26 protein-coding genes and 1 other RNA gene are annotated in these 22,580 nt (G+C 64.5%); 14 read left to right on the top strand and 13 right to left on the bottom strand.

The window, feature by feature from the left end; all coding sequences use genetic code 11:
• Positions 1-115: 115 nt before the first annotated feature.
• The 9 genes from BMI91_RS19165 to BMI91_RS20265 all read right to left on the bottom strand — a co-directional run bounded on the left by BMI91_RS19165 (position 116) and on the right by BMI91_RS20265 (position 6,679).
• The gene (locus tag BMI91_RS19165; RefSeq protein WP_078606273.1) at positions 116-460 is read right to left on the bottom strand and encodes a TfoX/Sxy family protein; all 345 of its coding nucleotides are present in this window, start codon (positions 458-460) and stop codon (positions 116-118) included.
• A complete protein-coding gene (gene recR, locus BMI91_RS19160; protein WP_078542815.1) occupies positions 460-1,059 on the bottom strand; it encodes a recombination mediator RecR in 600 nt (199 codons plus the stop codon). The genes BMI91_RS19165 and recR overlap by 1 nt, the downstream gene beginning before the upstream one ends.
• A gap of 4 nt (positions 1,060-1,063) precedes the next feature.
• Positions 1,064-1,408, bottom strand: coding sequence for a YbaB/EbfC family nucleoid-associated protein (locus BMI91_RS19155; protein ID WP_078520159.1), 345 nt, complete (start codon positions 1,406-1,408; stop codon positions 1,064-1,066).
• A gap of 128 nt (positions 1,409-1,536) precedes the next feature.
• Positions 1,537-3,267 (bottom strand): DNA polymerase III subunit gamma/tau, encoded by a 1,731-nt coding sequence (locus tag BMI91_RS19150; protein ID WP_078606272.1) that lies wholly within the window; start codon positions 3,265-3,267, stop codon positions 1,537-1,539.
• A gap of 63 nt (positions 3,268-3,330) precedes the next feature.
• Positions 3,331-4,242 carry an MBL fold metallo-hydrolase gene (locus tag BMI91_RS19145; protein WP_078606271.1) on the bottom strand — a complete coding sequence of 304 codons (912 nt, stop codon included), beginning with the start codon at positions 4,240-4,242 and terminating at the stop codon, positions 3,331-3,333.
• 100 nt (positions 4,243-4,342) lie between these two features.
• Positions 4,343-4,439: signal recognition particle sRNA small type (ffs, locus tag BMI91_RS19140), an RNA gene on the bottom strand.
• Between the two features lie 151 nt (positions 4,440-4,590).
• Positions 4,591-5,637 (bottom strand): YeeE/YedE family protein, encoded by a 1,047-nt coding sequence (locus BMI91_RS19135; protein ID WP_078520156.1) that lies wholly within the window; start codon positions 5,635-5,637, stop codon positions 4,591-4,593.
• A 52-nt stretch (positions 5,638-5,689) separates the two neighbouring features.
• Positions 5,690-5,989 (bottom strand): ArsR/SmtB family transcription factor, encoded by a 300-nt coding sequence (locus BMI91_RS19130; RefSeq protein WP_078520155.1) that lies wholly within the window; start codon positions 5,987-5,989, stop codon positions 5,690-5,692.
• Positions 5,990-6,202: 213 nt separating this feature from the next.
• Positions 6,203-6,679 carry a thioredoxin domain-containing protein gene (locus tag BMI91_RS20265; RefSeq protein WP_244176690.1) on the bottom strand — a complete coding sequence of 159 codons (477 nt, stop codon included), beginning with the start codon at positions 6,677-6,679 and terminating at the stop codon, positions 6,203-6,205.
• Between the two features lie 111 nt (positions 6,680-6,790).
• Between BMI91_RS20265 and BMI91_RS19120 the strand changes: the two genes are divergently transcribed.
• From BMI91_RS19120 to BMI91_RS19075, 10 genes are all read left to right on the top strand, one after another.
• Entirely contained in the window at positions 6,791-7,528 is a 738-nt protein-coding gene (locus BMI91_RS19120; protein WP_232621622.1) for a cytochrome c biogenesis CcdA family protein, read from the top strand.
• 25 nt (positions 7,529-7,553) lie between these two features.
• Positions 7,554-8,108: a thioredoxin family protein gene (locus BMI91_RS19115; RefSeq protein ID WP_078606270.1), complete on the top strand. Its 555-nt coding sequence runs from the start codon at positions 7,554-7,556 to the stop codon at positions 8,106-8,108.
• A gap of 234 nt (positions 8,109-8,342) precedes the next feature.
• Positions 8,343-8,819, top strand: coding sequence for a sulfur oxidation c-type cytochrome SoxX (gene soxX / locus BMI91_RS19110; RefSeq protein ID WP_078606269.1), 477 nt, complete (start codon positions 8,343-8,345; stop codon positions 8,817-8,819).
• Between the two features lie 37 nt (positions 8,820-8,856).
• On the top strand, positions 8,857-9,279 hold the full coding sequence (gene soxY / locus BMI91_RS19105) for a thiosulfate oxidation carrier protein SoxY (RefSeq protein ID WP_078520152.1): 423 nt from the start codon (positions 8,857-8,859) through the stop codon (positions 9,277-9,279).
• A 25-nt stretch (positions 9,280-9,304) separates the two neighbouring features.
• On the top strand, positions 9,305-9,631 hold the full coding sequence (soxZ, locus tag BMI91_RS19100) for a thiosulfate oxidation carrier complex protein SoxZ (protein ID WP_078520151.1): 327 nt from the start codon (positions 9,305-9,307) through the stop codon (positions 9,629-9,631).
• Positions 9,632-9,745: 114 nt separating this feature from the next.
• Positions 9,746-10,606 (top strand): sulfur oxidation c-type cytochrome SoxA, encoded by an 861-nt coding sequence (gene soxA, locus BMI91_RS19095; RefSeq protein ID WP_078520150.1) that lies wholly within the window; start codon positions 9,746-9,748, stop codon positions 10,604-10,606.
• Between the two features lie 156 nt (positions 10,607-10,762).
• Positions 10,763-12,454 (top strand): thiosulfohydrolase SoxB, encoded by a 1,692-nt coding sequence (gene soxB, locus BMI91_RS19090; RefSeq protein WP_078606268.1) that lies wholly within the window; start codon positions 10,763-10,765, stop codon positions 12,452-12,454.
• Between the two features lie 59 nt (positions 12,455-12,513).
• Positions 12,514-13,824 carry a sulfite dehydrogenase gene (gene soxC, locus BMI91_RS19085; protein ID WP_078520148.1) on the top strand — a complete coding sequence of 437 codons (1,311 nt, stop codon included), beginning with the start codon at positions 12,514-12,516 and terminating at the stop codon, positions 13,822-13,824.
• Positions 13,805-14,926, top strand: coding sequence for a c-type cytochrome (locus tag BMI91_RS19080; RefSeq protein WP_078606267.1), 1,122 nt, complete (start codon positions 13,805-13,807; stop codon positions 14,924-14,926). The genes soxC and BMI91_RS19080 overlap by 20 nt, the downstream gene beginning before the upstream one ends.
• Positions 14,927-15,117: 191 nt before the next feature.
• Positions 15,118-16,353, top strand: a complete 1,236-nt coding sequence (locus BMI91_RS19075) for a glycerate kinase type-2 family protein (protein WP_078606266.1) — start codon at positions 15,118-15,120, stop codon at positions 16,351-16,353.
• Positions 16,354-16,585: 232 nt separating this feature from the next.
• On the opposite strand, the gene BMI91_RS19070 is transcribed toward BMI91_RS19075, so the two are convergent.
• From BMI91_RS19070 to BMI91_RS19060, 3 genes are all read right to left on the bottom strand, one after another.
• Positions 16,586-17,179 (bottom strand): retropepsin-like aspartic protease family protein, encoded by a 594-nt coding sequence (locus BMI91_RS19070; RefSeq protein WP_078520145.1) that lies wholly within the window; start codon positions 17,177-17,179, stop codon positions 16,586-16,588.
• Between the two features lie 71 nt (positions 17,180-17,250).
• Entirely contained in the window at positions 17,251-17,895 is a 645-nt protein-coding gene (locus tag BMI91_RS19065) for a MarC family protein (protein WP_078606265.1), read from the bottom strand.
• A gap of 34 nt (positions 17,896-17,929) precedes the next feature.
• Positions 17,930-18,340, bottom strand: coding sequence for a helix-turn-helix transcriptional regulator (locus tag BMI91_RS19060; protein WP_078606264.1), 411 nt, complete (start codon positions 18,338-18,340; stop codon positions 17,930-17,932).
• Between the two features lie 187 nt (positions 18,341-18,527).
• Here BMI91_RS19060 and BMI91_RS19055 point away from each other — a divergent pair, with 187 nt between their 5' ends.
• The 4 genes from BMI91_RS19055 to BMI91_RS19040 all read left to right on the top strand — a co-directional run bounded on the left by BMI91_RS19055 (position 18,528) and on the right by BMI91_RS19040 (position 21,164).
• Positions 18,528-18,755 carry a twin-arginine translocase TatA/TatE family subunit gene (locus BMI91_RS19055; RefSeq protein ID WP_078520142.1) on the top strand — a complete coding sequence of 76 codons (228 nt, stop codon included), beginning with the start codon at positions 18,528-18,530 and terminating at the stop codon, positions 18,753-18,755.
• A gap of 77 nt (positions 18,756-18,832) precedes the next feature.
• The gene (gene tatB / locus BMI91_RS19050; protein ID WP_078606263.1) at positions 18,833-19,456 is read left to right on the top strand and encodes a Sec-independent protein translocase protein TatB; all 624 of its coding nucleotides are present in this window, start codon (positions 18,833-18,835) and stop codon (positions 19,454-19,456) included.
• On the top strand, positions 19,453-20,325 hold the full coding sequence (gene tatC / locus BMI91_RS19045) for a twin-arginine translocase subunit TatC (RefSeq protein WP_078601717.1): 873 nt from the start codon (positions 19,453-19,455) through the stop codon (positions 20,323-20,325). The genes tatB and tatC overlap by 4 nt, the downstream gene beginning before the upstream one ends.
• Positions 20,322-21,164 carry an ATP-binding protein gene (locus BMI91_RS19040; protein WP_078606262.1) on the top strand — a complete coding sequence of 281 codons (843 nt, stop codon included), beginning with the start codon at positions 20,322-20,324 and terminating at the stop codon, positions 21,162-21,164. The genes tatC and BMI91_RS19040 overlap by 4 nt, the downstream gene beginning before the upstream one ends.
• Positions 21,165-21,203: 39 nt before the next feature.
• Here the strand turns inward: BMI91_RS19040 and BMI91_RS19035 are convergent, their stop codons facing one another.
• Complete coding sequence (locus BMI91_RS19035; protein WP_078606261.1) at positions 21,204-22,514, bottom strand: NAD(P)/FAD-dependent oxidoreductase; 1,311 nt, start codon at positions 22,512-22,514, stop codon at positions 21,204-21,206.
• Positions 22,515-22,580: the final 66 nt, after the last annotated feature.

The following is a 22,580-nucleotide window of genomic DNA, read 5'->3' as shown; positions in this document are numbered from 1 at the left end:
CGGGTTCAATGGCGACAATCCCGCCGATGGCGCTCCCTTGCCGGAAGGTGATCGGGACGGCACAGGTCGGATGCCTCCGGCGGGGATATTTTTACCAAGCCGAAGGGGGCCGGGACTAGGCTTTCGGTTTGGGTTTGCGTTTTGGTTTGGGGGCGGGCAGGGCGGCCTCGATCACGCTCAGAAGACCCACGAGCCACTCCGTGTCTTCCCAGAGGTCCGGGTCGATCTGCCAGTGATCCTTGGCGCGCGGATAGGGTTTGCCTGCGACGGGCGCGTGGCCGCTGTCTTCAAGGTAGCGCGTGGCCTCGGGCAATTGCCGCACGAACAGCGTGTCGTCGCACAGAAGCGCCACCGTCTTGCCGCCCATATAGACGGCGTATTCGCCGAACATTGGCCGGGTCGCGATCCGGTCTCCGAGGCAGTCGCGCAGCAGCGCCTCCGTCTCGGGCCGGGTGCCCATCAGAAACTTTTGCGGGCGCGCAGCGCCGCCTGAATCGTGCCGTCGTCGAGATAATCCAGCTCGCCGCCGATCGGCACGCCTTGGGCAAGGCTGGTGACGGCGATGCCGCGCCCTTCGAGCGCCTCGGCGATGTAATGCGCGGTGGTTTGGCCCTCGACGGTGGCGTTGAGGGCGAGGATCACCTCGGTGATGCCTTCCTCGGTGGCGCGTTCGAGCAGGTCGGGGATGCGCAGGTCCTCCGGGCCGATCGCATCGAGCGCAGACAGCGTGCCGCCAAGGACGTGGTAGCGGCCCTTAAAGGCGTGACCGCGCTCCATCGCCCAGAGGTCGGCGACATCCTCGATCACGCAGATCTCGCCGGTGGCGCGTTTGGGGTCTTCGCAGATGTCGCAGACCGGCGCGGTGGAGATATTGCCGCAGCGCTCACATTCGCGCGCGGTGCGGGCCACTTGCGCCATCGCCTCGGCCAAGGGGCCCATCAGCTGTGCGCGTTTCGAGATCAGATGCAGCACCGCACGCCGGGCGGAGCGGGGGCCGAGCCCCGGCAGCCGCGCCATCAGGGCTATCAGCGCCTCTATCTCGTCGCGCGCGCCGCTCATCGGATCAGACCGGCAGGTCCATGTTCTCGGGCAGGCCCAGTTCGCGCAGGAGGCGTTTCTGCTCTTCCTGTTCGCGGAACTTGGCCTTTTCCTGCGTGTCCTTGATCGCGGCGAGGATCAGGTCTTCGACGACTTCCTTCTCGGAGGCCTGCAGGATCGAGGGGTCGATGGAGAGCCCGGTCAGTTCGCCCTTCGCGGTGGCGCGGGCCTGCACGAGACCGGCCCCGGCCTCGCCGGTGACCACGATGGATTTGAGCTCTTCCTGGAGTTCGCCCATCTTCTCCTGCATTTCCTTGGCGGCCTTCATCATCTTGGCCATGTCGCCCATGGCGCCCAATCCCTTGAACATCGCTTTCTCCGTCACGTTTGGCTTGAGTGAGAGATACGCATCGCTGCGCTAAGGAACAAGGGACAAGGCGGGAAAACGGCGCGGCAGGGCGGCGCGTGCGGATTGCGCGGGGCCGCCCTTGGCGTGGCTCAGCCTTCCTCGAAGGGGTCCCATTCGTCTTCGACCTCGGCCAGGGCCTCGGCCTCGATCGCGGCGGTGTCTTCCTCGGGCAGGATTTCGATCTTCGCGCCGGGGAAGCGGGCGAAGATCTCCGCCACCAGCGGGTTCTTCATCGCCTCGGCTTCGGCCTTCGCCATTTCCTCGGCCTTCACCTCGGCAATCGTGGGCGCGCCGCCTTCGGAGACGACCGAGACGCCCCAGCGCGCGCCGGTCCAGCCTTGCAGCCGTGCCGAGAGCGTCGCGGCGAGATCGCGCGAGGCCTGCGGGGTCGGTTCGAACTCGATCCGGCCGGGGCGGTAATTCACCAGGCGCAGGTTGCTCTCGACCTCCAGCAGCAGGGTCATGTCGCGCATCCGGGCGATCAGGTCGACCACGTCGTCGAAGCTCGCGAAACGGGCGAGCGCGTCGGCCATCGGATCGTGCTGTTGCGCAGGGGCCGCCGCGGCGACAGCCCCGCCACCGGCACGTCGGGCGCGCAGCGTCGCGCCATGGACCGGCCCGGTCGAGGGTGCGGGGCCCCGGCCTGCGGCTTGCGTGTTCGTGTTGCCCTGCTGGATCTTCTTGATCAGCGTCTCCGGGTCGGGCAGGTCGGCCACATGGGTCATGCGGATCACGGCCATCTCGGTCGCCATCATCGCATTGGGCGCGCTCGCGACCTCTTCGAGCGCTTTGAGCAGCATCTGCCAGAGCCGCGAGAGCACCCGCATCGGCAAAGCGGCTGCCATTTCCTGACCGCGATTGCGTTCCTCGGGCGGAACGGTCGGGTCTTCGGCGGCCTCGGGCGTGACCTTGATGACGGAGACCCAATGCGTGATCTCGGCCAGATCACGCATGATCGCCATCGGATCGGCGCCATCGGCATATTGTGCGGCAAGTTCGGTCAATGCCTCTGCCGCCTGACCGTGCAGGATCATGTCGAAGAGATCGAGGACGCGGGCGCGGTCGGCCAGACCCAGCATCGCGCGGACCTGTTCGGCGGTGGTCTCGCCTGCGCCATGCGCGATTGCCTGATCGAGCAGCGAAGTCGCATCGCGGGCGGACCCTTCGGCGGCGCGGGTGATCAGTGCGAGCGCGTCATCGGCGATCTCTGCGCCTTCCGCATCGGCGATCCGGCGCAGCAGCGCGATCATCTCCTCGGGCTCGATCCGGCGCAGATCGAAGCGCTGGCAGCGCGAGAGCACGGTGACGGGCACCTTGCGGATCTCGGTGGTGGCGAAGATGAACTTCACATGGGCGGGCGGTTCCTCGAGCGTCTTTAGGAGCGCGTTGAACGCGCTCGTGGACAGCATGTGAACCTCATCGATGATGTAGACCTTGTAGCGCGCCGAGGCGGCCCGGTAATGCACGCTCTCGATGATCTCGCGGATATCGCCCACACCGGTGCGCGAGGCCGCGTCCATCTCCATTACGTCGACATGGCGGCCTTCCATGATCGCGCGGCAATGTTCGCACACGCCGCAGGGATCGGTCGTGGGGGTGCCGTTGCCGTCGGGGCCGATGCAGTTGAGCCCCTTGGCGATGATCCGCGCCGTGGTGGTTTTCCCGGTGCCGCGAATCCCCGTCATGATGAAAGCCTGCGCGATCCGGTCGGCCGCGAAGGCGTTCTTCAGCGTGCGCACCATTGGCGCCTGTCCGATCAGGTCGGCGAAGGTCTCGGGACGGTACTTGCGGGCGAGAACCTGATATTGGGTGTCGGTCATCGAAGCTCCGGTGTCATAGGCAGCCGTCAGACTAGGCCCCCGGGGCGTCGGCGTCCACCCGGCTCATTCCCATTCCATCTGGCTGAACACCGCCTGCGCGTTGCGTTTGGCGAGCGTGTCGAAACCCTCGAGGTATTCGAACTGCGACTGGTCGACATTGACCGAACCGATGATGTCGCCACCCTCGTCGATATAATCGGCCATCTGACTGCGCAGATTGGTCAGGTAATCATAGGTGTCCTTCGTCGCGGTCGCGAGATCGGTGGCGGGGCCGTGGCCCGGAACGACATGGGCGGGCTCATAGGCGGCCATCGCCTCGAAGGCCTCGACCCAGCCGATTGACGAGGACATGTCGAGCACGCCGAGGATGCGTCCCACGAAGACGATATCGCCGGTGAACATCACCTTTTCCGCAGGAAGCCAGACGAAGCTGTCGCCGGGCGTGTGGGCGGGGCCGGGATGGGTGATCTCGATCTCGCGCCCGCCGAGGGTGAGCGTGTAGCTCTCGTCGAAGGTCGTGTCGGCATAGACGGGTTCAGTGCCTGCAAGCGCGTCCTGCCCGACCAGCGCATCGAGCATCGTCAACTCCAGCGAGGCGCGGGCCTTCTGGTCGGCGAGCGCATCCTCGGAGGTGATGATCTCGGCGCCATGCTCTTTCCAGTAGCCATTGCCGAGCCAGCGGTGATCCTGCCCGCCGGTGTCGATCACGTATTTCACCGGCTGATCGGTAAGGGTGCCGATCACTTCGTCGAGCGCCGCCGCCCCCTTATAGGTGCCGCCCGCATCGACCAGCACCGCGCCCTCATCCGTGACGATCAGCCCGAAGGTCGCGTTATTGCCAAGATTCTCGGCATCGCGCTGTCCGAAGGGTCCTTCGATGGCATAGGTGTTCGGTGCGACTTCGACGGTGGTAAGCGTGCCTGCGAAGAGCGGCACAGGCATAATGGCCAGAGCGGCCAGAGCAAAACGCAACATGGTGAAACCTCCCCTTTGACGGGAAGTTTAGCTTGGCGACGTCGTCGCACAATCGGGCATGGTGACGCGGCGGCAAAGCCAAGGGAGTTTGTGGGGGGAGGGTGAGAGGCTGGACAGCGACCCAAGCGGGGCTCGTTGCGGCTGCTTCCTTCCGGACCTGACCGGGTTGGCGAGGCGCTCGCCCGCGCCAACCTCTCGAGGGGCGATATAGGAAACCCGGATCAGATTCGCAAGCGTTGTGCGGGAAGAGTTCGGGGGAGAGGGGGCTCTGCCCCCTCGGCGCGTCCGCGCCTCACCCCCGGGATATTTCAGCCAAGCCGAAAATGGGTCGATTTGCGCGGCTGGGACTTACTCGGGCTGGAAGCCGTGGATCAGTTGGCGCAGGCCGATCAGCCCGCCGATCACGATTGAGGCCAGCGTGACCGGTGCGGAGAAGGAGAGCACGGCCATCGCGCTCACCCCCTGGCCGATCGAGCAGCCGACCGCGATCGTGCCGCCGATCCCCATCAGGGCCGCGCCGCTGACCTGACGGCCCAGTTCGCGCGGGTCTTCACAGGCTTCCCATTTGAAGAGGCCGCGAATGGCCGAGCCGAGGAAGGCTCCGCCCAGCACGCCTGCGACGAGACCCACGGAGAAGGTGAGCCCGCCTGCGGTGGAGGTCATGAAATAGAGGATCGTACGCCCGAGTGGGGCGGTGAAGGACGGTGCCTCGACGCCGGTCGCACCCATGCTCTGGTTGAAGAGATAGGAGGTGCCGACGTAACACCAGACCACTGCGAGACCCGCGGCCACGCCCCAGGCGAGGCGGCGTTTGTCGGCGCGCAGCGGCTGATAGCTCAGCGCCCAGGCAAGGAAGCCGGCGGCGACGGGCAGGGCGAAGACCAAGGGCGGAAGCCCGGTCCGCGCCGAGAGCCAATGCGCGATGCCTTGCGGGGTGTCGGCGGCCTGCTGGTCAAAGATCAGAAGGCGCAGATGGGCGAGGGGGCCGGACAGCGTCACGAAGGCGAAGATGCCCATCACCACGACCACGACCATCGCGCGCAGATCGCCGCCGCCGAAACGCACCAGCGCACCGAAGCCGCAATTGCCGGCGAGCGCCATGCCATAGCCGAAGACGAGCCCGCCCACGATCGAGGCGAGCGGCGACCATTTGATCGTGTGATAGAAGCTGCGGGTGATGTCGGCATAGCCCAGGGCCTCGGCCACGAAGGCGCCGGTGATCGCCACGCCCAGCACGATCCCCCAGAGGCGCAGGCGCCTCTGGTCGTCGCCATAGGCCGCGCTCTCCAGCGCACCGAGGGTGCAGAAATCGCCCAAGCGCGCAGCGAGGCCGAGAATGATGCCGCCGATCGCCCCGACCATGGCTGCCAAGGCACCCATCGGAATCTGTTCCATTGCCCTTCTCCCTCCCGGATCACCCAGTGTCCGGTCTCATGGCTCACCGGCGTCAGTCGGTGGCGCAGAACATGTCGTAAATCGTCTCGACGAGGCGACGCGCACGCGGATCCGAGAGCGTGTAGTAGATCGCCTTGCCTTCGCGGCGTGCGCTGACGAGCCCCTCGAGACGCAGCCGTGCCAATTGCTGGCTCACCGCGGCTTGGCGCGATTCCAGCAGGTTTTCCAGCTCGGTCACCGATTTCTCGCCCGAACTCAGATGGCACAGAATCATCAGCCGCCCCTCATGGGCGAGCGCCTTCATGAGGTTGGAGGCGTCTTGCGCGCGATCGAGTAGCTCTTCTGCATCCATGCGGGAACATCTCGACTCGGCCGTGGCAGAGGCAAGCTTTTCGGCATGACCGTCAGGCACCAGATGCCGCACCGCATCGTCCTTCTTTGGAAGCCGCACAGAGTGCGACCGTATTGATCGAATGACTCAGGCTTTAGCATGTCGATTCGCTGGAACAAAGCCCGAGAGCGCAAAAACCCGCCAAAAGCGAGACAAAAGCGCGCAGGTCAAACCTCAGTTCGATGGGGCCTGATACGTCGCGCCATTCTTTTTCAGGGCCTGATCGAGCAGGCCCCAGAAGAAATCTTCGCTCGCATAGCCTTCGATGCGGGCGACTTCGACCCCGTCTTGCAGCAGGATGAAGGTCGGTGTGAAAAGCGGTTTGCCCCCGGTGATGGTGATGTCCTCGGGGAAGGGTTTGTGCAGATCGACTCGCTGCAGAGGGGCCGTCTTGCCCTCGGGAGTCTTCGGATAGATCGGCGCGAGGTCGTTGTTCCACATCCGGCAATAGATGCAGCCAACCTGCTCGACCATCAGGAGCCGGAATTCGCTGTCGGCTATCGCCTCGCCGGTCTCGGCCTCCGATGTGGCGGCGACCGTCGTGTCGACGGTTTGCGCTGCGGTCTCGGCGCGCGCGACATCGCCCGTCGCGCCCAGCGTGACCGCCAGCGCCGCGGTTATGGAAATCGTATGCCACACAATGCGGAACATTGACGGACCCCTTTTTACATATAAAGATCGTAATGTGTTTGGCGGGCCCCTTCAAGGACGGTTGGGAGACCGAGGCCATATAGGCTAGGGCGCGTCACGAGGGAGGAAACAGTGCCGATCGATATTACCTATGGCGGGGCGTTTTTTGCTGGCCTGCTGTCTTTTCTGACGCCGTGCATTCTGCCGATGGTGCCGTTCTACCTGTCCTACATGGCCGGGCTGTCGATGTCGGAGTTGCGTGGCGACGGCAAGATCGCCCCGGGTGCACAGGCGCGCATGGTGGCGTCTTCGGTGGCCTTCGCGCTGGGCGTGACGACGATCTTCGTGCTGATGGGGATGGGGGCGACGGCGCTGGGGGCTGCATTCCGCGAATGGATGGGGCCGCTGAGCTGGGTGGCCGCGGCGATCCTGCTGGTCTTCGGTCTGCATTTCCTCGGTGTGATCCGCATCCCGTTCCTCTATCGCGAGGCTCGGATGGAGGCGAAGACCGATCCTACGACTTTCCTCGGTGCCTATGTGATGGGGCTCGCCTTCGGCTTCGGCTGGACGCCCTGTGTCGGTCCCGCGCTTGCCGCGATCCTGATGGTGGCGTCGGGCATGGGCGATATCTCCAAGGGTGGGTTGCTGCTCTTTGCCTATGGGATCGGGATGACCTTGCCCTTCATCATCGCGGCCTTCTTCACGCGGCCTTTCCTCGCCTTCATGGCGAAGCACCGCGCGAAGCTCGGCTATGTCGAGAAGGCGATGGGGGTTATGCTGATCCTGTTCGCGGTTCTCATCGTGACCGGGGGGCTGCGCTACATTGGTGAGTTTCTGATCGACGTCATGCCGAGTGGGAGTCTCGGCTGACCGTCTGTTTCTAGGGAGGACGATCATGCGTCATTTTCTGACTGCCGCTTTCACCGCCGCGATGCTGGCCCTTCCGGTCCATGCGGCCGAGATGGGCGATGACGGGCTGCACAAGGAGCCGTGGTTCCACGACACGTTCAAGGACATGTCGGACGATCTCGCGACGGCCAATGACGAGGGCAAGCGCTTCATGGTCATCTGGGAGCAGCGCGGCTGCATCTACTGCAAGAAGATGCACGAAGAGGTCTTCTCCGACCCCGAGATCGCGAAATACATCACCGACAACTACTACGTCGTGCAGATGAACCTCTTCGGCGATGTCGAAGTGACCGATTTCGACGGCGAGGCTTTGCCGGAAAAAGAGATGGCGATGAAGTGGGGCGTGATGTTCACGCCGACCATGATGTTCTTCCCCGAAGAGGTCTCCGATCAGCCCGCCAACAAGCAGGCCGTGGCGCAGATGCCGGGGGCTTTCGGCAAGGGCACGACGATGGCTCTGCTCGAGTGGGTAAAGACTCACGGCTATGAGAGCGGGCAGAACTTTCAGAAGTACGTTGCCGAGAAAGTTATGGCGAAGTGAGCGCTCTCTTGGCGATTCTGACAGAGTCGTGATCGCTTGCTTGCCAGTGCAGCATTCGTGCTGCACCCGCGAATGTTTCTGATTTTGCTAAAAAAATCTTGGGTATACGGCTGTATGCTTCGATATATCCGAGTGAACATATTGGAAAATATGCGGTTTTTTGAATTTATCCATTGCACCACTGTAGCGCGCTCGCTTAAAAGTGAGTCAGGGAGAGAATTTGGGAGGACTTCTATGAAACGCCACGTTGCGTGGGCCGCAATGGCCGTCACCTTCGCAGCCAGCGCCGCGATCGCAGAAACCGCGCCGATGGATGTCAAATTCACCGATGTGGGCGCGGTGGCCGAGTCGCTGACCGGCCAGCCGGGCGATGCAACTAAAGGCGCAGAAGTCGCGGCGACCAAGTCGCTGGGCAACTGCGTGGCCTGCCATAAGGTCTCGGCGCTCGACGCGTCGTTCCAAGGCAATGTCGGCCCGGAGCTGAACGGCGCCGCCGACCGCTGGGACGAGTCGCAGCTGCGCGGCATCGTCGTCGATGCCAAGCACACGTTCGAAGGCACGGTAATGCCGGCGATGTATAAGACCGGCCCCTTCATTCGCCCCGGCGACGGGTACACCGGCAAGGCTGCGCCTGCCGATCTGCCGCCGATTTTGAATGCACAACAGGTTGAGGATGTGGTCGCTTTCTTGATGACCCTCAAGGAAGAGTGACCCTCTGAACGACAAACCCGAGAGGAGAAGATACAACATGACCATGACCAGACGTGACGCGCTGGCGCTGGCGATGGGCGGCGTTGCCGCTTCCATGCTGCCGCTGCCCGCGCTGGCCGATGCCGGTGCCGACGCCATCGCCAAGTTCACCGGCGGCGCCGATGCCGCAATGGGTGACGGCGTCACCCTGACCGCGCCGGAAATCGCCGAGAACGGGAACACCGTTCCGATCTCCGTGGATGCGCCCGGCGCAACCGAGATCGCGGTCTTCGCGACCGGCAACCCGACGCCCGACGTCGTGACCTTCAAGTTCGGTCCGTTGGCTGGCTCGCAGATGGCTTCGACCCGCATTCGCCTCTCGAAGACCCAGGACGTGATCGCTGTCGCCAAGATGGCTGACGGTAGCTTCGTCCAGGCGAAATCGACCGTGAAGGTCACCATCGGCGGCTGCGGCGGCTAAATTCGGTATCTGAGGAGACAAGACCATGAAAGGCGTGAGACCCCGCGTAAAAGTGCCGAAAAAAGCTTCGGCCGGTGACACGATCACCATCAAAACCCTGATCTCGCACCCGATGGAATCGGGCCAGCGCAAGGATAAAGACGGCAACGTCATCCCGCGCGAGATCATCAATCGCTTCACCTGCGACTTCAACGGTGAGAACGTCGTCGACGTGACCCTCGAGCCGGCGATCTCGACGAACCCCTACATCGAATTCGAGGCGAAAGTCCCGGAATCGGGTGAGTTCAAGTTCACCTGGTACGATGATGACGGCTCGACCTACGAAGACAGCCAGAAGATCGAAGTGAGCTGATCGGCCGAATGGCTAGCGGCGCGTGAGGGAGCGCGCCGCCTCACCAAGAACAGAGAACCGCGCCTGTTTGGGGAGATCGATGGGCGCGGGGCACACCCAGGGAGGACACAGAATATGACGTTGCGCACCAGCCGCACCATCCTAGCCGCCACTGCAGCCTTCGCGCTCAGCACCGCGGCGCTGCACGCCGAAATGGCTGACGACGAACTCGTCATCAACGGCGACACCCCGATCACGGTGAAGGCGCCCGCCGCCGATCACCTCGAAGGGCACCTCGACGAGGTCTATTCCGGCTGGCTCTTCCGCACGGACGAGACCCGCGCGATGGAACAGGACGACTTCGACAACCCGATCATGATCTTCGCCGAGCAAGGCCAGGAAACCTGGTCGACCGCTGACGGCTCCGAAGGCAAATCCTGCGCGGATTGCCACGGCGACATCAGCGAAGGCATGAAAGGCGTCCGCGCCTCGATGCCGAAGGTGAACGAAGCCGGCAAGCTGTGGTCGATGGAAGATTACATCAACGATTGCCGCACCAACCGCATGGGCGCCGAAGCCTGGGGCTGGGACAGCACTCCGATGCACAACATGACCACCGCGATCGCGGTCGAGTCGCGTGGCATGCCCGTCAGCGTCAAGATCGACGGCGACGCCCAGCCGTTCTGGGAGAAGGGCAAGGAGATGTACTACACCCGCTACGGTCAGCTCGAACTGTCCTGCGCGTCGTGCCACGAAGAGAACTACGGCAACTACATCCGCGCTGACCACCTCAGCCAGGGCCAGATTCAGGGCTTCCCGGTCTACCGTCTGAAGAACGCGGGCGTGGTGTCGATCCACAACCGCTTCAAAGGCTGTATCCGCGACACGCGCGCGGAAACCTACAGCCCCGGTTCGGACGAGTTCCGCAATCTTGAGCTCTACGTCGCCTCGCGCGGCCTGGGTCTCGACATCGAGGGCGGCGGCGTCCGTCCCTGACCTTTGACTTGATGCGCGGGGCAGGGGCCTCCCTGTCCCGCGCATTTCGTTTCAACATATTCAAAATTTCATATCTGTCTGAATTTGTTTGTCAATTTACCCGAATGAAACGACCGCCGGGCGCACGGGCCCGGTGAGAAGAAGGAGACACATCGCATGATTTCCCGGCGGGAATTTCTTCAGGCGAGCTTGGCCGCCTCGACTATCCTCGGTGCTTCGGGCCTGTCGCGCTGGTCGCGCGCCATGGCGCAGCAGTCGCTGACTCAGGACCAGCTCCTGCAGTTCGAGCCGCTGGGCAACGTCACGCTGATCCACATCACCGACATCCACGCGCAAGCGATGCCGATCTATTTCCGCGAGCCGGAAATCAACCTCGGCGTGGGTGAGGCCAAGGGCCGTCCGCCGCATGTCACCGGCGCGGACTTCCTCAAGATGTTCAACATCGAGCCGAACACGCCTGACGCCTACGCGCTGACCTACGAGAACTTCACCGATCTCGCGAAGTCCTACGGCAAAATGGGCGGCATGGACCGCGTGGCGACGATCGTGAAAGCGATCAAGGCCGAGCGTCCCGACGCGCTGCTTCTCGATGGCGGCGACACCTGGCATGGCTCGATGGTCGCGCTGAAGACCAAGGGCCAGAACATGGTCGACGTCATGAACACGCTCGGCGTCGAGGCGATGACCTCGCACTGGGAATGGACCTATGGTCAGGACCGCGTGAACGAGATCGTCGACGGCCTTCCCTTCCCCTTCCTCGGCGCGAACATCTTTGACGCCGAATGGGACGAGCCCGCCTACGAGCCCTACAAGATCTTCGAGCGCAACGGGACGCAGATCGCGGTCATCGGTCAGGCCTTCCCCTATATGCCGATCGCGAACCCCGGCTGGATGTTCCCCGACTATTCCTTCGGTATCCGCGAAGAGCGCATGCAGGCGATGGTCGACGAGGTTCGTGCGAAGGGCGTCGATCTCGTCGTCTGCCTGTCGCATAACGGCTTCGACGTGGACCACAAGATGGCGAGCCGCGTGAAGGGCATCGACGTAATCCTCACCGGTCACACCCATGACGCCATTCCGGAGCCGGTCCTCGTGGGCGAGACGATCCTGATCGCCTCGGGTTCGAACGGCAAATTCGTCTCCCGCGTCGATCTCGACGTGCGCGACGGCAAGATGATGGGCTTCCGCCACAAGCTGATCCCGATCTTCTCGGATGTGATCGAGCCCGACAAAGAGATGACCGACGTCATCATGGGCCATCGCGAGCCCTACAAGGCCGAGCTCGAGGAAGTTGTGGGCGAGACCAACTCGCTGCTCTACCGCCGCGGCAACTTCAACGGCACCTGGGACGACCTGATCTGCGAAGCGATGCTGTCCGAGCAGGACGCCGAGATCGCGATGAGCCCGGGCGTGCGCTGGGGGCCGTCGCTGATCCCGGGGCAGAAGATCACCATGGAAGACGTGCTCAACGCCACTTCGATGACCTATGGCGAGAACTATCGCACCGAGATGACGGGCGAGCTGATCAAGACCATTCTCGAAGACGTGGCCGACAACATCTTCAACACCGACCCCTACTACCAGCAGGGCGGGGACATGGTTCGTGTGGGTGGCATGGGCTACCACATCGACGTTTCGAAGCCGATCGGCGAGCGGATTTCCAACATGACGCTCCTGAAGGACGGCTCCGATATCGACCCGGCACGCAACTACGTCGTGACGGGCTGGGCCTCGGTCAACGAAGGCACCGAAGGGCCGCAGATCTGGGACGTGATCGCCGATCACCTGCGCAAGATCAAAACCGTTGACTTGAAACCGAATGACTCGGTGGTCGTGACCGGCGTTTAAGCCGGTCCCGCCCGTCGATGATTGCGCCCCGCAGGGGGTTAGAGACTGGAGGAAAACACATGGACGACAAGGAACGCCAGGGCAACCCGGCCACCAATGCCGCCCTCAGCCGCCGCGGGTTCCTCCGCGCAGGGGCTGCGGTCGGTGCGATGGCCGCAGGTGCTGGTGCCGCGCGCGCGCAAACGCAACCCGATCCGTTGATCACCGAAGTTCAGCCTTGGGCTTCGGGCTGGGGCGACGGGGTCGATGCAACCCCCTATGGCCTGCCGATCGAATTCGAAGATGACGTCATCCGCCGCAATGTCGGCTGGCTGACGGCGGATACGATTTCGTCGATCAACTTCACGCCGATCCACGCCCTCGACGGCACGATCACCCCCACCGGCTGCGCCTTCGAGCGTCACCACTCGGGCGCGATCGAGCTGAAGAAGGAAGACTATCGTCTGATGATCAACGGCCTCGTCGATAAGCCGCTGGTCTTCACCTACGAGGATCTGGAGCGTTTCCCGCGTGAGAACCGTACCTACTTCCTCGAATGTGCGGCGAACTCGGGCATGGAATGGGCTGGTGCACAGCTCAACGGTGCGCAGTTCACCCAGGGCATGATCCACAACATGCAATATTCGGGCATCCCGCTGCGGACGCTGCTCGAAGAAGCGGGGATCACCAATCTCGGCGACCAGATCAAGGACAAGTGGGTCTATGCCGAAGGCGCCGACGCGTCCTCGAACGGCCGCTCGATCCCGCTGGAGAAAGCGCTCGACGACTGTCTCGTGGCCATCAAGGCCAACGGCGAGGCGCTGCGCAAGGAGCACGGCTATCCGGTGCGCCTCGTGGTTCCGGGCTGGGAAGGCAACATGTGGGTGAAATGGCTGCGTCGCCTCGAAGTCACCGACGAGGCCGTGCAGTCGCGCGAAGAAACCTCGAAATACACCGACACGCTCGCCGATGGCACGTCGCGCAAGTGGACCTGGGTCATGGACGCCAAATCGGTCGTCACCTCGCCCAGCCCGCAGATGCCGATCAAGCACGGCAAGGGCCCGCTGGTCATCACCGGCATGGCCTGGTCGGGTCGCGGTCACATCACCAAGGTCGACGTGTCGATCGATGGCGGTGCGAACTGGCAGGAAGCCCGTCTGGCCGAGCCGGGCACCGACAAGGCGGTCTCGCGCTTCTACCTCGAGATCGACTGGGACGGTTCGGAGATGCTCCTTCAGTCCCGCGCTACCGATTCCACCGGCTACGTTCAGCCGACCAAGGACGCGCTCCGCGCGATCCGTGGCGAGAATTCGGTCTATCACAACAACGGTATCCAGACCTGGTGGGTCAAGGAAAACGGGGAGTCCGAGAATGTCGAAGTGTCGTCGTAATCTGCTGCTGGCCACGCTTCTGGCCGCTCCGCTCGTCGCGACGCCCGCTCTGGCCGAGAAATACGGTCTGGGGCGCGAAGCGCTGCCCGAGGAAATCAACGCCTGGACCGTCGAGGTCTTCCCCGATGGCAAGAACCTTCCCGAAGGGTCGGGTTCGGTTGCCGATGGCGAGAAAATCTTCGGCGACAATTGCGCGGCGTGTCACGGCGACTTCGCCGAGGGCGTCGACAACTGGCCGAAACTGGCCGGGGGCGATGGAACGCTGGCCGACAAGGACCCGGTGAAAACCGTCGGTTCCTACTGGCCGTACCTGTCCACCGTCTGGGACTATGCGCACCGCTCGATGCCGTTCGGCAACGCGCAGACGCTGACCGTCGACGAGACCTACGCCATCGTCGCCTACATCCTCTACTCGAACTATCTCGTGGACGACGATTTCGTCCTCACGAAGGATAACTTCCTCGACGTGGAGATGCCGAACGCCGATGGGTTCATCGTGGATAACCGCGATGAGGTCGAAGTGCCGAAGTTCTCGGAAGCCGCTTGCATGAGCGACTGTAAGACCGACGTGCAGATCACCAAGAAGGCGACCATTCTCGACGTGACCCCCGATGAGGGCAACGGCGAGGATACGGCGGCTGCCGATACTTCTGCGGAAACTGACACGGCCCAAAGCGATACGGCCCAAACCGACACTGCCGAAGCTCCGGCGCAGGACGCTCCGGCGGCTGCGGAGGAAGCCAAGGCAGAGGCCGCACCGGCGGAAAGCCTCTCGGCTGACCCGGAGCTGGTCGCGGCTGGCGAGAAGGTCTTCAAGAAGTGTAAGGCCTGCCACCAGGTCGGCGACGGCGCGAAGAACCGTGTCGGTCCCGTGCTCAACGGGCTGATCGGGCGCCAGGCCGGGACGGTTGACGGCTTCAAATACTCGAGCGCGATGACCCAGCACGGCGAGGACGGTCTCGTCTGGACCGAGCAGACGGTCGAGGAGTATCTCGCCGATCCGAAGGGCTACATTCCGAAGAACCGGATGTCCTTCGCCGGTCTGAAAGACCCCGAAGACGTCAAGGCGGTGCTCGCCTATATCGAGAGCCAAGGTGGCTAATACCCTCCCCGGGCGGGGGCTTCGGTCCCCGCTCACTTAAACCGACAGGGGCCTTCCGCCTGATCGTGTTTCGGCGCCCGCGCTCCCCGCGGGCGTCTTTTCTTTAGCTCCCGCCTTTGGCTTGTCTTCCGCCGGCGGGGTTGCAGCCCGCCGTTCCACGGGGATACTTGAGCCAAACCAAGGGGGCAGGAATGGATCTGGAAGCACGCGCGCGCGAATTGTTCGACATCGGGGTGAAGACGGCCGATCCGGCAGCGGGGGTGACCCGGGCGATGGGTTGGGCGATGGAGAACCCGCCGGGACCGGGCGGGCGCTGGCAGGTGATCGCGCTCGGCAAGGCGGCGCTGGCGATGACTGCCGCGGCGCTGGACGCTCTGCCCGCGGAGGCGCAGGCGCTGGTCGTCACCAATCCCGAGAATGCCGAAGCGGCCTCGCCGCGCGCGGGCGTTACGCTGATCGCGGGCGACCACCCGGTGCCGGGCGAGGGCAGCGAGCGGGCTGGGCGCGCGATTCTGGAGTGCTTGCAGGGCTGTGGGCCGGAGGATCGGGTTCTGGCGCTGATCTCCGGCGGCGGCTCCGCGCTGGCCGTCGCGCCTGCCGAGGGGCTGAGCCTGTCGGACAAGGCCGAGGTCAGCCGTCTGCTGCTCGGCTGCGGGGCGGACATCACGCAGATGAACCTGATCCGCCAGCAACTGTCCCAACTCAAGGGCGGCGGCTGGCTGCTTGCCAGCGCGGCCCCCGTGACGGGTCTGATCCTGTCGGATGTGCCGGGCGACGATCTGCGCGTGATTGCCTCGGGGCCTACGGTCGAGCCGATCGGCACGCGGGCCGAGGCGGCGCAGCTCTGTCGTGATCTCGGGATCTGGGAGGCGCTGCCCGCCCCTGTGCAGGCGCATCTTGAGGCCTCGGGCGCGGAGCCTGCTTTGCCCGCTGCCCGCAACCGTCTGATCGGGGCGAACGGGCTGTCGGTCGCGGCGATGGTCTCGGCGGGGGCCGAGGCGGCGCCCTTCGCGCTCGACGGGGACGTGGCCGATCTTGCGCCGCAGATCGTGGCTCTGCTGCGCGACATGCCCGCAGGCGCTTTGGTCATGGGCGGGGAGACCACCGTGACGATCAAGGGCGACGGGCGCGGCGGCCGCAATCAGGAACTGGCGCTGCGGGTGGCTTGCGCGGCAGAGGCCGTCGGGATCGAGGGCGCGTGGCGCTTCCTCTCGGGCGGCACCGATGGCCGTGACGGGCCGACGGATGCGGCGGGCGGTCTGGTGGGGCCGGAGACCTGCGCGGCGGCGCGGGCGGCTGGCGTCGATTGCGATGCGGCGCTTGCGCGCAACGACAGCTATCACGTTCTGCAGGCGGCGGATGCGCTGCTGATGACGGGGGCGACCGGAACGAATGTGGCCGATCTCGCGGTGCTGGTGAAAGGCTAGCTTAGCCGCGTTCTGCTTCGGCAGAGCGCATCATCGGGCGCAGGCGGAGATAGGCTTCGCGAATGGCGGCGACGGTGATGATCGCGAGAGCGAAAGTGTCGAAAGCAACCATGCGTGTTTTCCTCGTAACGAAGCCTGAGTGGCGCGGCCTGAGCGGCGGGCGCCCTCGGAGCCTCGGCAAAGATTGAGGCGCAAAAAAGGCAGGATCACGACGATTGCGGGCCGGGCCCGCTCAGCGTTCGAGGATCAGCGTGCCCCGCGCGAATTCCACCTTCGCGAAGCGGGTGAGGTAGGTCATGCCCAGAAGCGAGGTGTCCATCGAGCCGCGATTGACCACGGCACGCAGGTTGCTGTCGTGGATCGGCCCCAGATCAAAGCGCTCCAGCCGCACCGGCGCGGTCGCGACGATGCCATTGGCGGTGCGCGCCTGCCCGATATAGGCGAGATCGGAAGTGTTGATGCCCGCGCGCTCGGCGGCGCGCTGGGTCAGCACGATCTGGCTCGCGCCGGTATCGACGACGAAGCGGATCGGCGTGCCGTTGACCTCGGCGGTGAGGTAATAATGCCCGTCGGGCGCTTGCGGCACCTCGATGCGGCCATCGCGCATCACCGCCTGATCGGGGATCGAGACTTGCCGCTGGATATCGGTCCAGAGCCCGACCGCGGCGAGCGTGCCGAGAAAGATCAGTCCCCAGATCGCAGCCTGTTGCATGGTGCGCCCGGGGCGGCGGCGGATCTCCAGCACGAAATACCCGCCCACGGCGACGAGCAGGAGGCTCAGATAGACCAGCCGTCCCCAGTTTTCGCTGATGATCGTCTCCACCATGATCCTCGTTACCCCTACCGATCTCTTTCAGATAGGTCCGCTCAGGTGACTTTCCCAGAGGGCGGATTGCCTCAGCCGGTCGGGACGCCGCCCATCAACCCCGCACCGTGCAGCCCGTCGAGGATGAACTGGATCGCCAGCGCGGCCAGCAGCATCCCGAGAAGCCGGGTGACGACCATCGTGCCGGTGCGCCCCAGCGCGCGCTCGATCGGCGTGGCGAGCAGGAACATCACGAGGACACAGCCCAGCACCAGAAGCATCATGGCGATGATCGCCACGACATGCAGCCAGTCGCCGCCCTCGCGCCCTGCCAGCAGGATCATCGTGGCCATCGCGCCGGGACCTGCCAGCAGCGGCGTCGCCAGCGGGAAGACGGAGGGATCGGTCTCGGGGTCGGCCTCGTGCTCCTCGCCCTGCGCCTCGCGGCGTTTGGTGCGGCGTTCGAACAGCATGTCGAGCGCGGTGAGGAACAAAAGCACCCCGCCCGCGATGCGGAAGGCGGGCATGGAGATGCCGATCCCTGCAAGGATCTTGTCGCCGAAGATACCGAACAGCGTCAGCAGCACGGCAGCGATGATGAGCGAGCGGAAGGCGATGCGCAGACGCGCGCGGTGGCTTTCGCCCAGCGTCAGCGCGATAAAGACGGGGGCCAGCCCGATCGGGTCGATGATGACGAAAAGCGTCACGAAAGCAGTGATGTATTCGGCACCGATCACGTAGGGGCATCCCTTCCAAGTTTCGCGGGCGAGCCTAGCGTGATCCCGGCCCCCCCGCCAGCCCTTCCCCGGCGTCTTCGGGAGAGGCTTCGGCGGACGGTTCGGGCGGCGCAGAGGGCAGGGCGGCGCGGATCTTCGCGGCGAGGCTCGCGGCCCCTCCGGCAAGGCGCGGATCGTCCACCGCCTCGGCCAGATCGAGCAGGTGATCGAGCGCCGACAGCTCCTCGCGGGTCAGCACCAGAGGCGGAAGGCCGACGGCCCGGCGCAGGATGTAGCCCACGCCGCGCTCGCCCTCGACAGGCACGCCATAGGCCGAGATTTCGGCCATGTCGCGCCAGATCGTGCGGGCGGAAACGCCCAGCCGCTCGGCCAGGTCGCTGGCGCGATGCATCTTGCCGTCGCGCAAGATGGCGATGATCTGTTGCAGCCGCTCGTCGCGGGTCATGGGGCTCTCCCGTCGGGTCGCTAGAAGGGTAACGCGAGGGAGGGCAACTGACAATGAACTGTCAGTAATCTGCCCCTCAAAGCCCCGTTTGGGCGGAATCGCTCTAGGATTGAGGCCCGCATGATCCTAAAACTCGGGACCGACATAAGGCGCGGGCGGCGGGCCCGTGACCAGAGGAGAGACAACAATGCTCAACAATATCGGCCTTCCCGGCCTTCTTCTGATCGCCGTCGTGGTTCTGGTTCTTTTTGGCCGCGGCAAGATTTCCTCGCTCATGGGTGAAGTCGGCAAAGGCATCACCGCCTTCAAGAAAGGCGTGAGCGACGGCTCGAAAGAAATCGAGGACGGCACCGTCGACGAGGCACGTGACGTGACCCCGGCTGACGAAGTCCAGAAAGAAAAAGACAAGGCCTGAGCCTGATCGCATTCGGGGGTTGCGGGCTGGTGCCCGTTTGCCTTTGCGTCCTCAATCGGCCGGAGGCCTGAGCACTCATGTTAGACATCGGTTGGAGCGAGCTTCTGCTGATCGGCGTCGTGGCGCTGATCGTCGTGGGGCCGAAGGATCTGCCCAAGATGTTCCACCAGCTTGGCCGCATCACTGCGAAGGCCAAGGCGATGGGGCGCGAGTTTTCGCGGGCGATGGAAGATGCGGCGAAGGATACCGGGCTTGATGAAGCCGCGGGCTCCGTGCGCGATCTGAAATCGCTGGCGTCCAAGAAATCGCTCGGGCTCGACGCGCTGGAAAAAGCGACCGATGCGTTCGAGAAATGGGAGCCGGGCCGGTCCGAGAGTGGGAAGACCTCGCTCAAGCCCGATCCCGACGCGGAGCCGCCCAAGCCTGAGGCAGCCCAACCCGAGGCGAGCCCGGCCGAGACGGCCAAACCCGAGACATCCAAGACGGCAAGCAAGCCGGCGGCCAAGCCCGCTGCGAAGAAAGCCGCGCCGAAGACTGGCGCCAAGACGACTGGCACCAAGACGGGCACTTCGACCGCAGCGAAATCCAGCGCCAAGCCGGCAACCAAGTCGAGCAGTAAACCCGCCGCGAAAACCGGTGCCAAACCGGCGGCCAAAAAGACGGCGGCGAAGAAACCCGCCGCGAAGAAGGGTGACGCATGAGCGACAATAACGAGATCGAGGAAAGCTCGGCCCCGCTGATCGAGCACCTTGCCGAACTGCGCACGCGCATCCTCTATTCGCTGGGGGCCTTCATCGTCGCGATGGTGGTCTGCTACACGGTCTGGAACCCGATCTTCAACTTCCTGACCCGCCCGGTCTGCTCGGCACTGGAATCGCGCGGCGAGCAATGCGGCCTCTACCTGATCAAGCTGCAGGAAGGCTTCTTCGTCGCAATCAACATCTCTTTCCTCGGCGGTTTTGCCCTGGCTTTCCCGATCATCGCCTATCAGATGTGGCGGTTCGTGGCGCCGGGCCTCTATCGCAACGAGAAGAACGCGTTCCTGCCCTTCCTGATCGCCTCGCCGGTGATGTTCTTCCTTGGCGCGGCGTTTGCCTATTACATCATCCTGCCGCTGGCCTTTAACTTCTTCCTCGGCTTCCAGCAGGGCGAGATCGGCGCGACTTCGGGCGCGAACGAGATGGCCGCCATCGGCTTCCAGGGTTCGGTGCAGGAATATCTCAACCTGACGATCAAGTTCGTCATGGCTTTCGGGATCTGCTTCCAGCTGCCCGTGCTGCTGTCGCTGATGGGCAAGGCGGGGCTCGTGTCCTCCGAAGGTCTCGGCAACATGCGCAAATACGCGGTGGTCGCGATCCTCGTGGTGGCGGCGATCGCCACGCCCCCGGATGTGATCTCTCAGGTCATTCTGTTCACGGTGGTTTACGGTCTCTACGAGATTTCCATCCAGCTCGTGAAACGGATCGAGAAGACCCGCGAAGCCCGGATGCGCGCCGAAGGCACCTGGATCGACCCCGACGAATGGGACGATGACGAGGACGAAGAGGACGAGAAGGACGGCAAGGCATGAGTGACGCGGCGCTGAACCGGATCGCCACGGCGCTGGAGCGGCTCTCGCCCGCTCCGCAGCCCGCGCCCGACTTCGCCTCGGCCAGCGCGTTCATCTGGCACACGGCGCCGGATCGGCTGGAGCCCGTGCCGCAGGTGAACCGCGTCGACCTCAGCCTGCTGCACGGCATCGACCGCTCGCGCGACACGCTGCTGGCCAACACGCTGCAGTTTGCGCGCGGGGCGGCTGCGAACAACGCGCTTCTCTGGGGCGCGCGCGGGATGGGAAAGTCCTCGCTCGTGAAAGCGGCCCACGCGGCAGCGGTGGCCGAGGGGCTGCCGCTCAAGCTGGTGGAGCTTGCACGCGAGGATCTGCCCTCGGTCGGCCGTCTGCTCGCGCATCTGCGCGACGCGCCCGAGATGCGCTTCATCCTGTTCTGCGATGACCTCTCGTTTAGCCATGACGACCAGCATTACAAATCGCTCAAGGCGGTGCTGGATGGCGGGATCGAGGGGCGGCCCGCGAACGTGATCCTCTATGCGACGTCGAACCGCCGCCACCTGATGCCGCGCGACATGATCGAGAACGAGCGTTCGACTGCGATCAGCCCGTCCGAGGCGGTGGAGGAGAAAGTCTCGCTGTCCGATCGTTTTGGGCTGTGGCTGGGCTTCCACCCGTGTTCGCAGGACGAATACCTCACGATGATCCGCGGCTATTGCGACAGCTATGGCGTGGAGATTTCCGACGAAGACCTGCGCGCCGAGGCCATCGAATGGCAGGCGACGCGCGGGGCGCGTTCGGGCCGCGTGGCTTGGCAGTATTTTACCGATCTGGCCGGGCGGCGCGGCGTCGCGCTGTAAGCGCGTCTCTCCGCATCACTGGCGTCGCGGGCAGGGGGCTTACACCCCCAGCCGATCGCGCAGCGCATACCACCACGACCCCGCGACCGAGTAGGGCACCCGGAAGGTGCGCCCGCCGGGGAACGGGATCCACGGCAGTTTCGCGAACGTGTCGAACCGGGTCAGATCGCCGTTGATCGCCTCCGACAGGATGCGCCCGAAGGTATGCGACCCGGTCACGCCGTGGCCCGAGTAGCCATGCGCGAAATAGGTGTTCTGCCCGATCCGGCCCATCTGCGGCACCCGGCTGAAGGACAGCGCGAAATTGCCCGACCATGCGTAGTCGATCTTGGTGCCCTTGAGCTGCGGGAAGACCTTCTCGAGGTTCTTCCAGAGCTTCGCCTTGATGTCCTTCGGATCCGCCCCGCCATAGACCGTGCCGCCGCCGAACAGCAGGCGGTTGTCGGCGGACATGCGGTAATAGTCGAGGATGTAGCGCACGTCCTCGATACAGGCATCGGACGGCATCAACTCGTGGGCCTTCGCCTCGCCCAGCGGTTCGGTCGCCATCACCTGCGTCGAGACGGGCATCACGCGGCGCTCCAGCGTGGGCACAACATGGCCGAGATAGGCATTGCCGCACAGCACAAGCGTCTTCGCGGTGATCTGGCCCTTCGCGGTCTTGATCACCGGGCGCGCGGCTTCGGTGTCGACGGACGTGACGGGCGACATCTCGTAGATCGTGCCGCCGAGCTTCTCGACCGCCGCCGCCTCGCCAAGCGCGAGGTTCAGCGGATGCAGATGCCCGCCCTTGTGATCGATCATGCCGCCCGCATAGAGGTCAGAATTCGCGTGCTCGCGCATCTGCTCGCGGCTCAGCATATCCTGACTGTCGATGCCGTAGCTGCGCCAGAGCTTCCAGCGCGCTTCCAGTTCCTGCATGTGCTTGGCCGTCAGCCCCGCAAAGACATTGCCGGGCTTCAGGTCGCACTGGATGTCATAGGTCGCGACGCGCTCGCGGATGATGTCGCCGCCTTCCATCACGAGGCCGGCTACGAAATTCGCGGTGTCCTGCCCGTAGCGGCTCTCGATTACGTCGAGGCTGGCGTTCAGCCCGTTCACGACCTGACCGCCATTGCGGCCCGAGGCGCCCCAGCCGATGCGTGCGCCCTCGACGACGGTGACGCTATAGCCCTTTTCTGCCAGATGCAGCGCGGTGGACAGCCCCGAGAAGCCTGCGCCCACGACGCAGATATCCGCCTCCTGTTCACCCACCAGTTCTGCGCGCAAGGGCGCCGGATTGGCCGAAGCCGCGTAGTAGCTGCCGGTGTGGCTGCCGTCGCCCGCATAGGGATGGGTCTGATGGGTCATGTCGCGCACTCGTCTGAAAGGGGCGTTTGGCTTTCGGTGCCACGCGCGCGCGCCGAGCGCAAGCGG

The sequence above is a fragment of the Thioclava sediminum genome (assembly GCF_002020355.1).
Lineage (GTDB): Bacteria > Pseudomonadota > Alphaproteobacteria > Rhodobacterales > Rhodobacteraceae > Thioclava > Thioclava sediminum.
The sequence above is the reverse complement of the archived record's forward strand: the minus strand, read 5'-3'. Positions and strand labels throughout refer to the sequence as shown.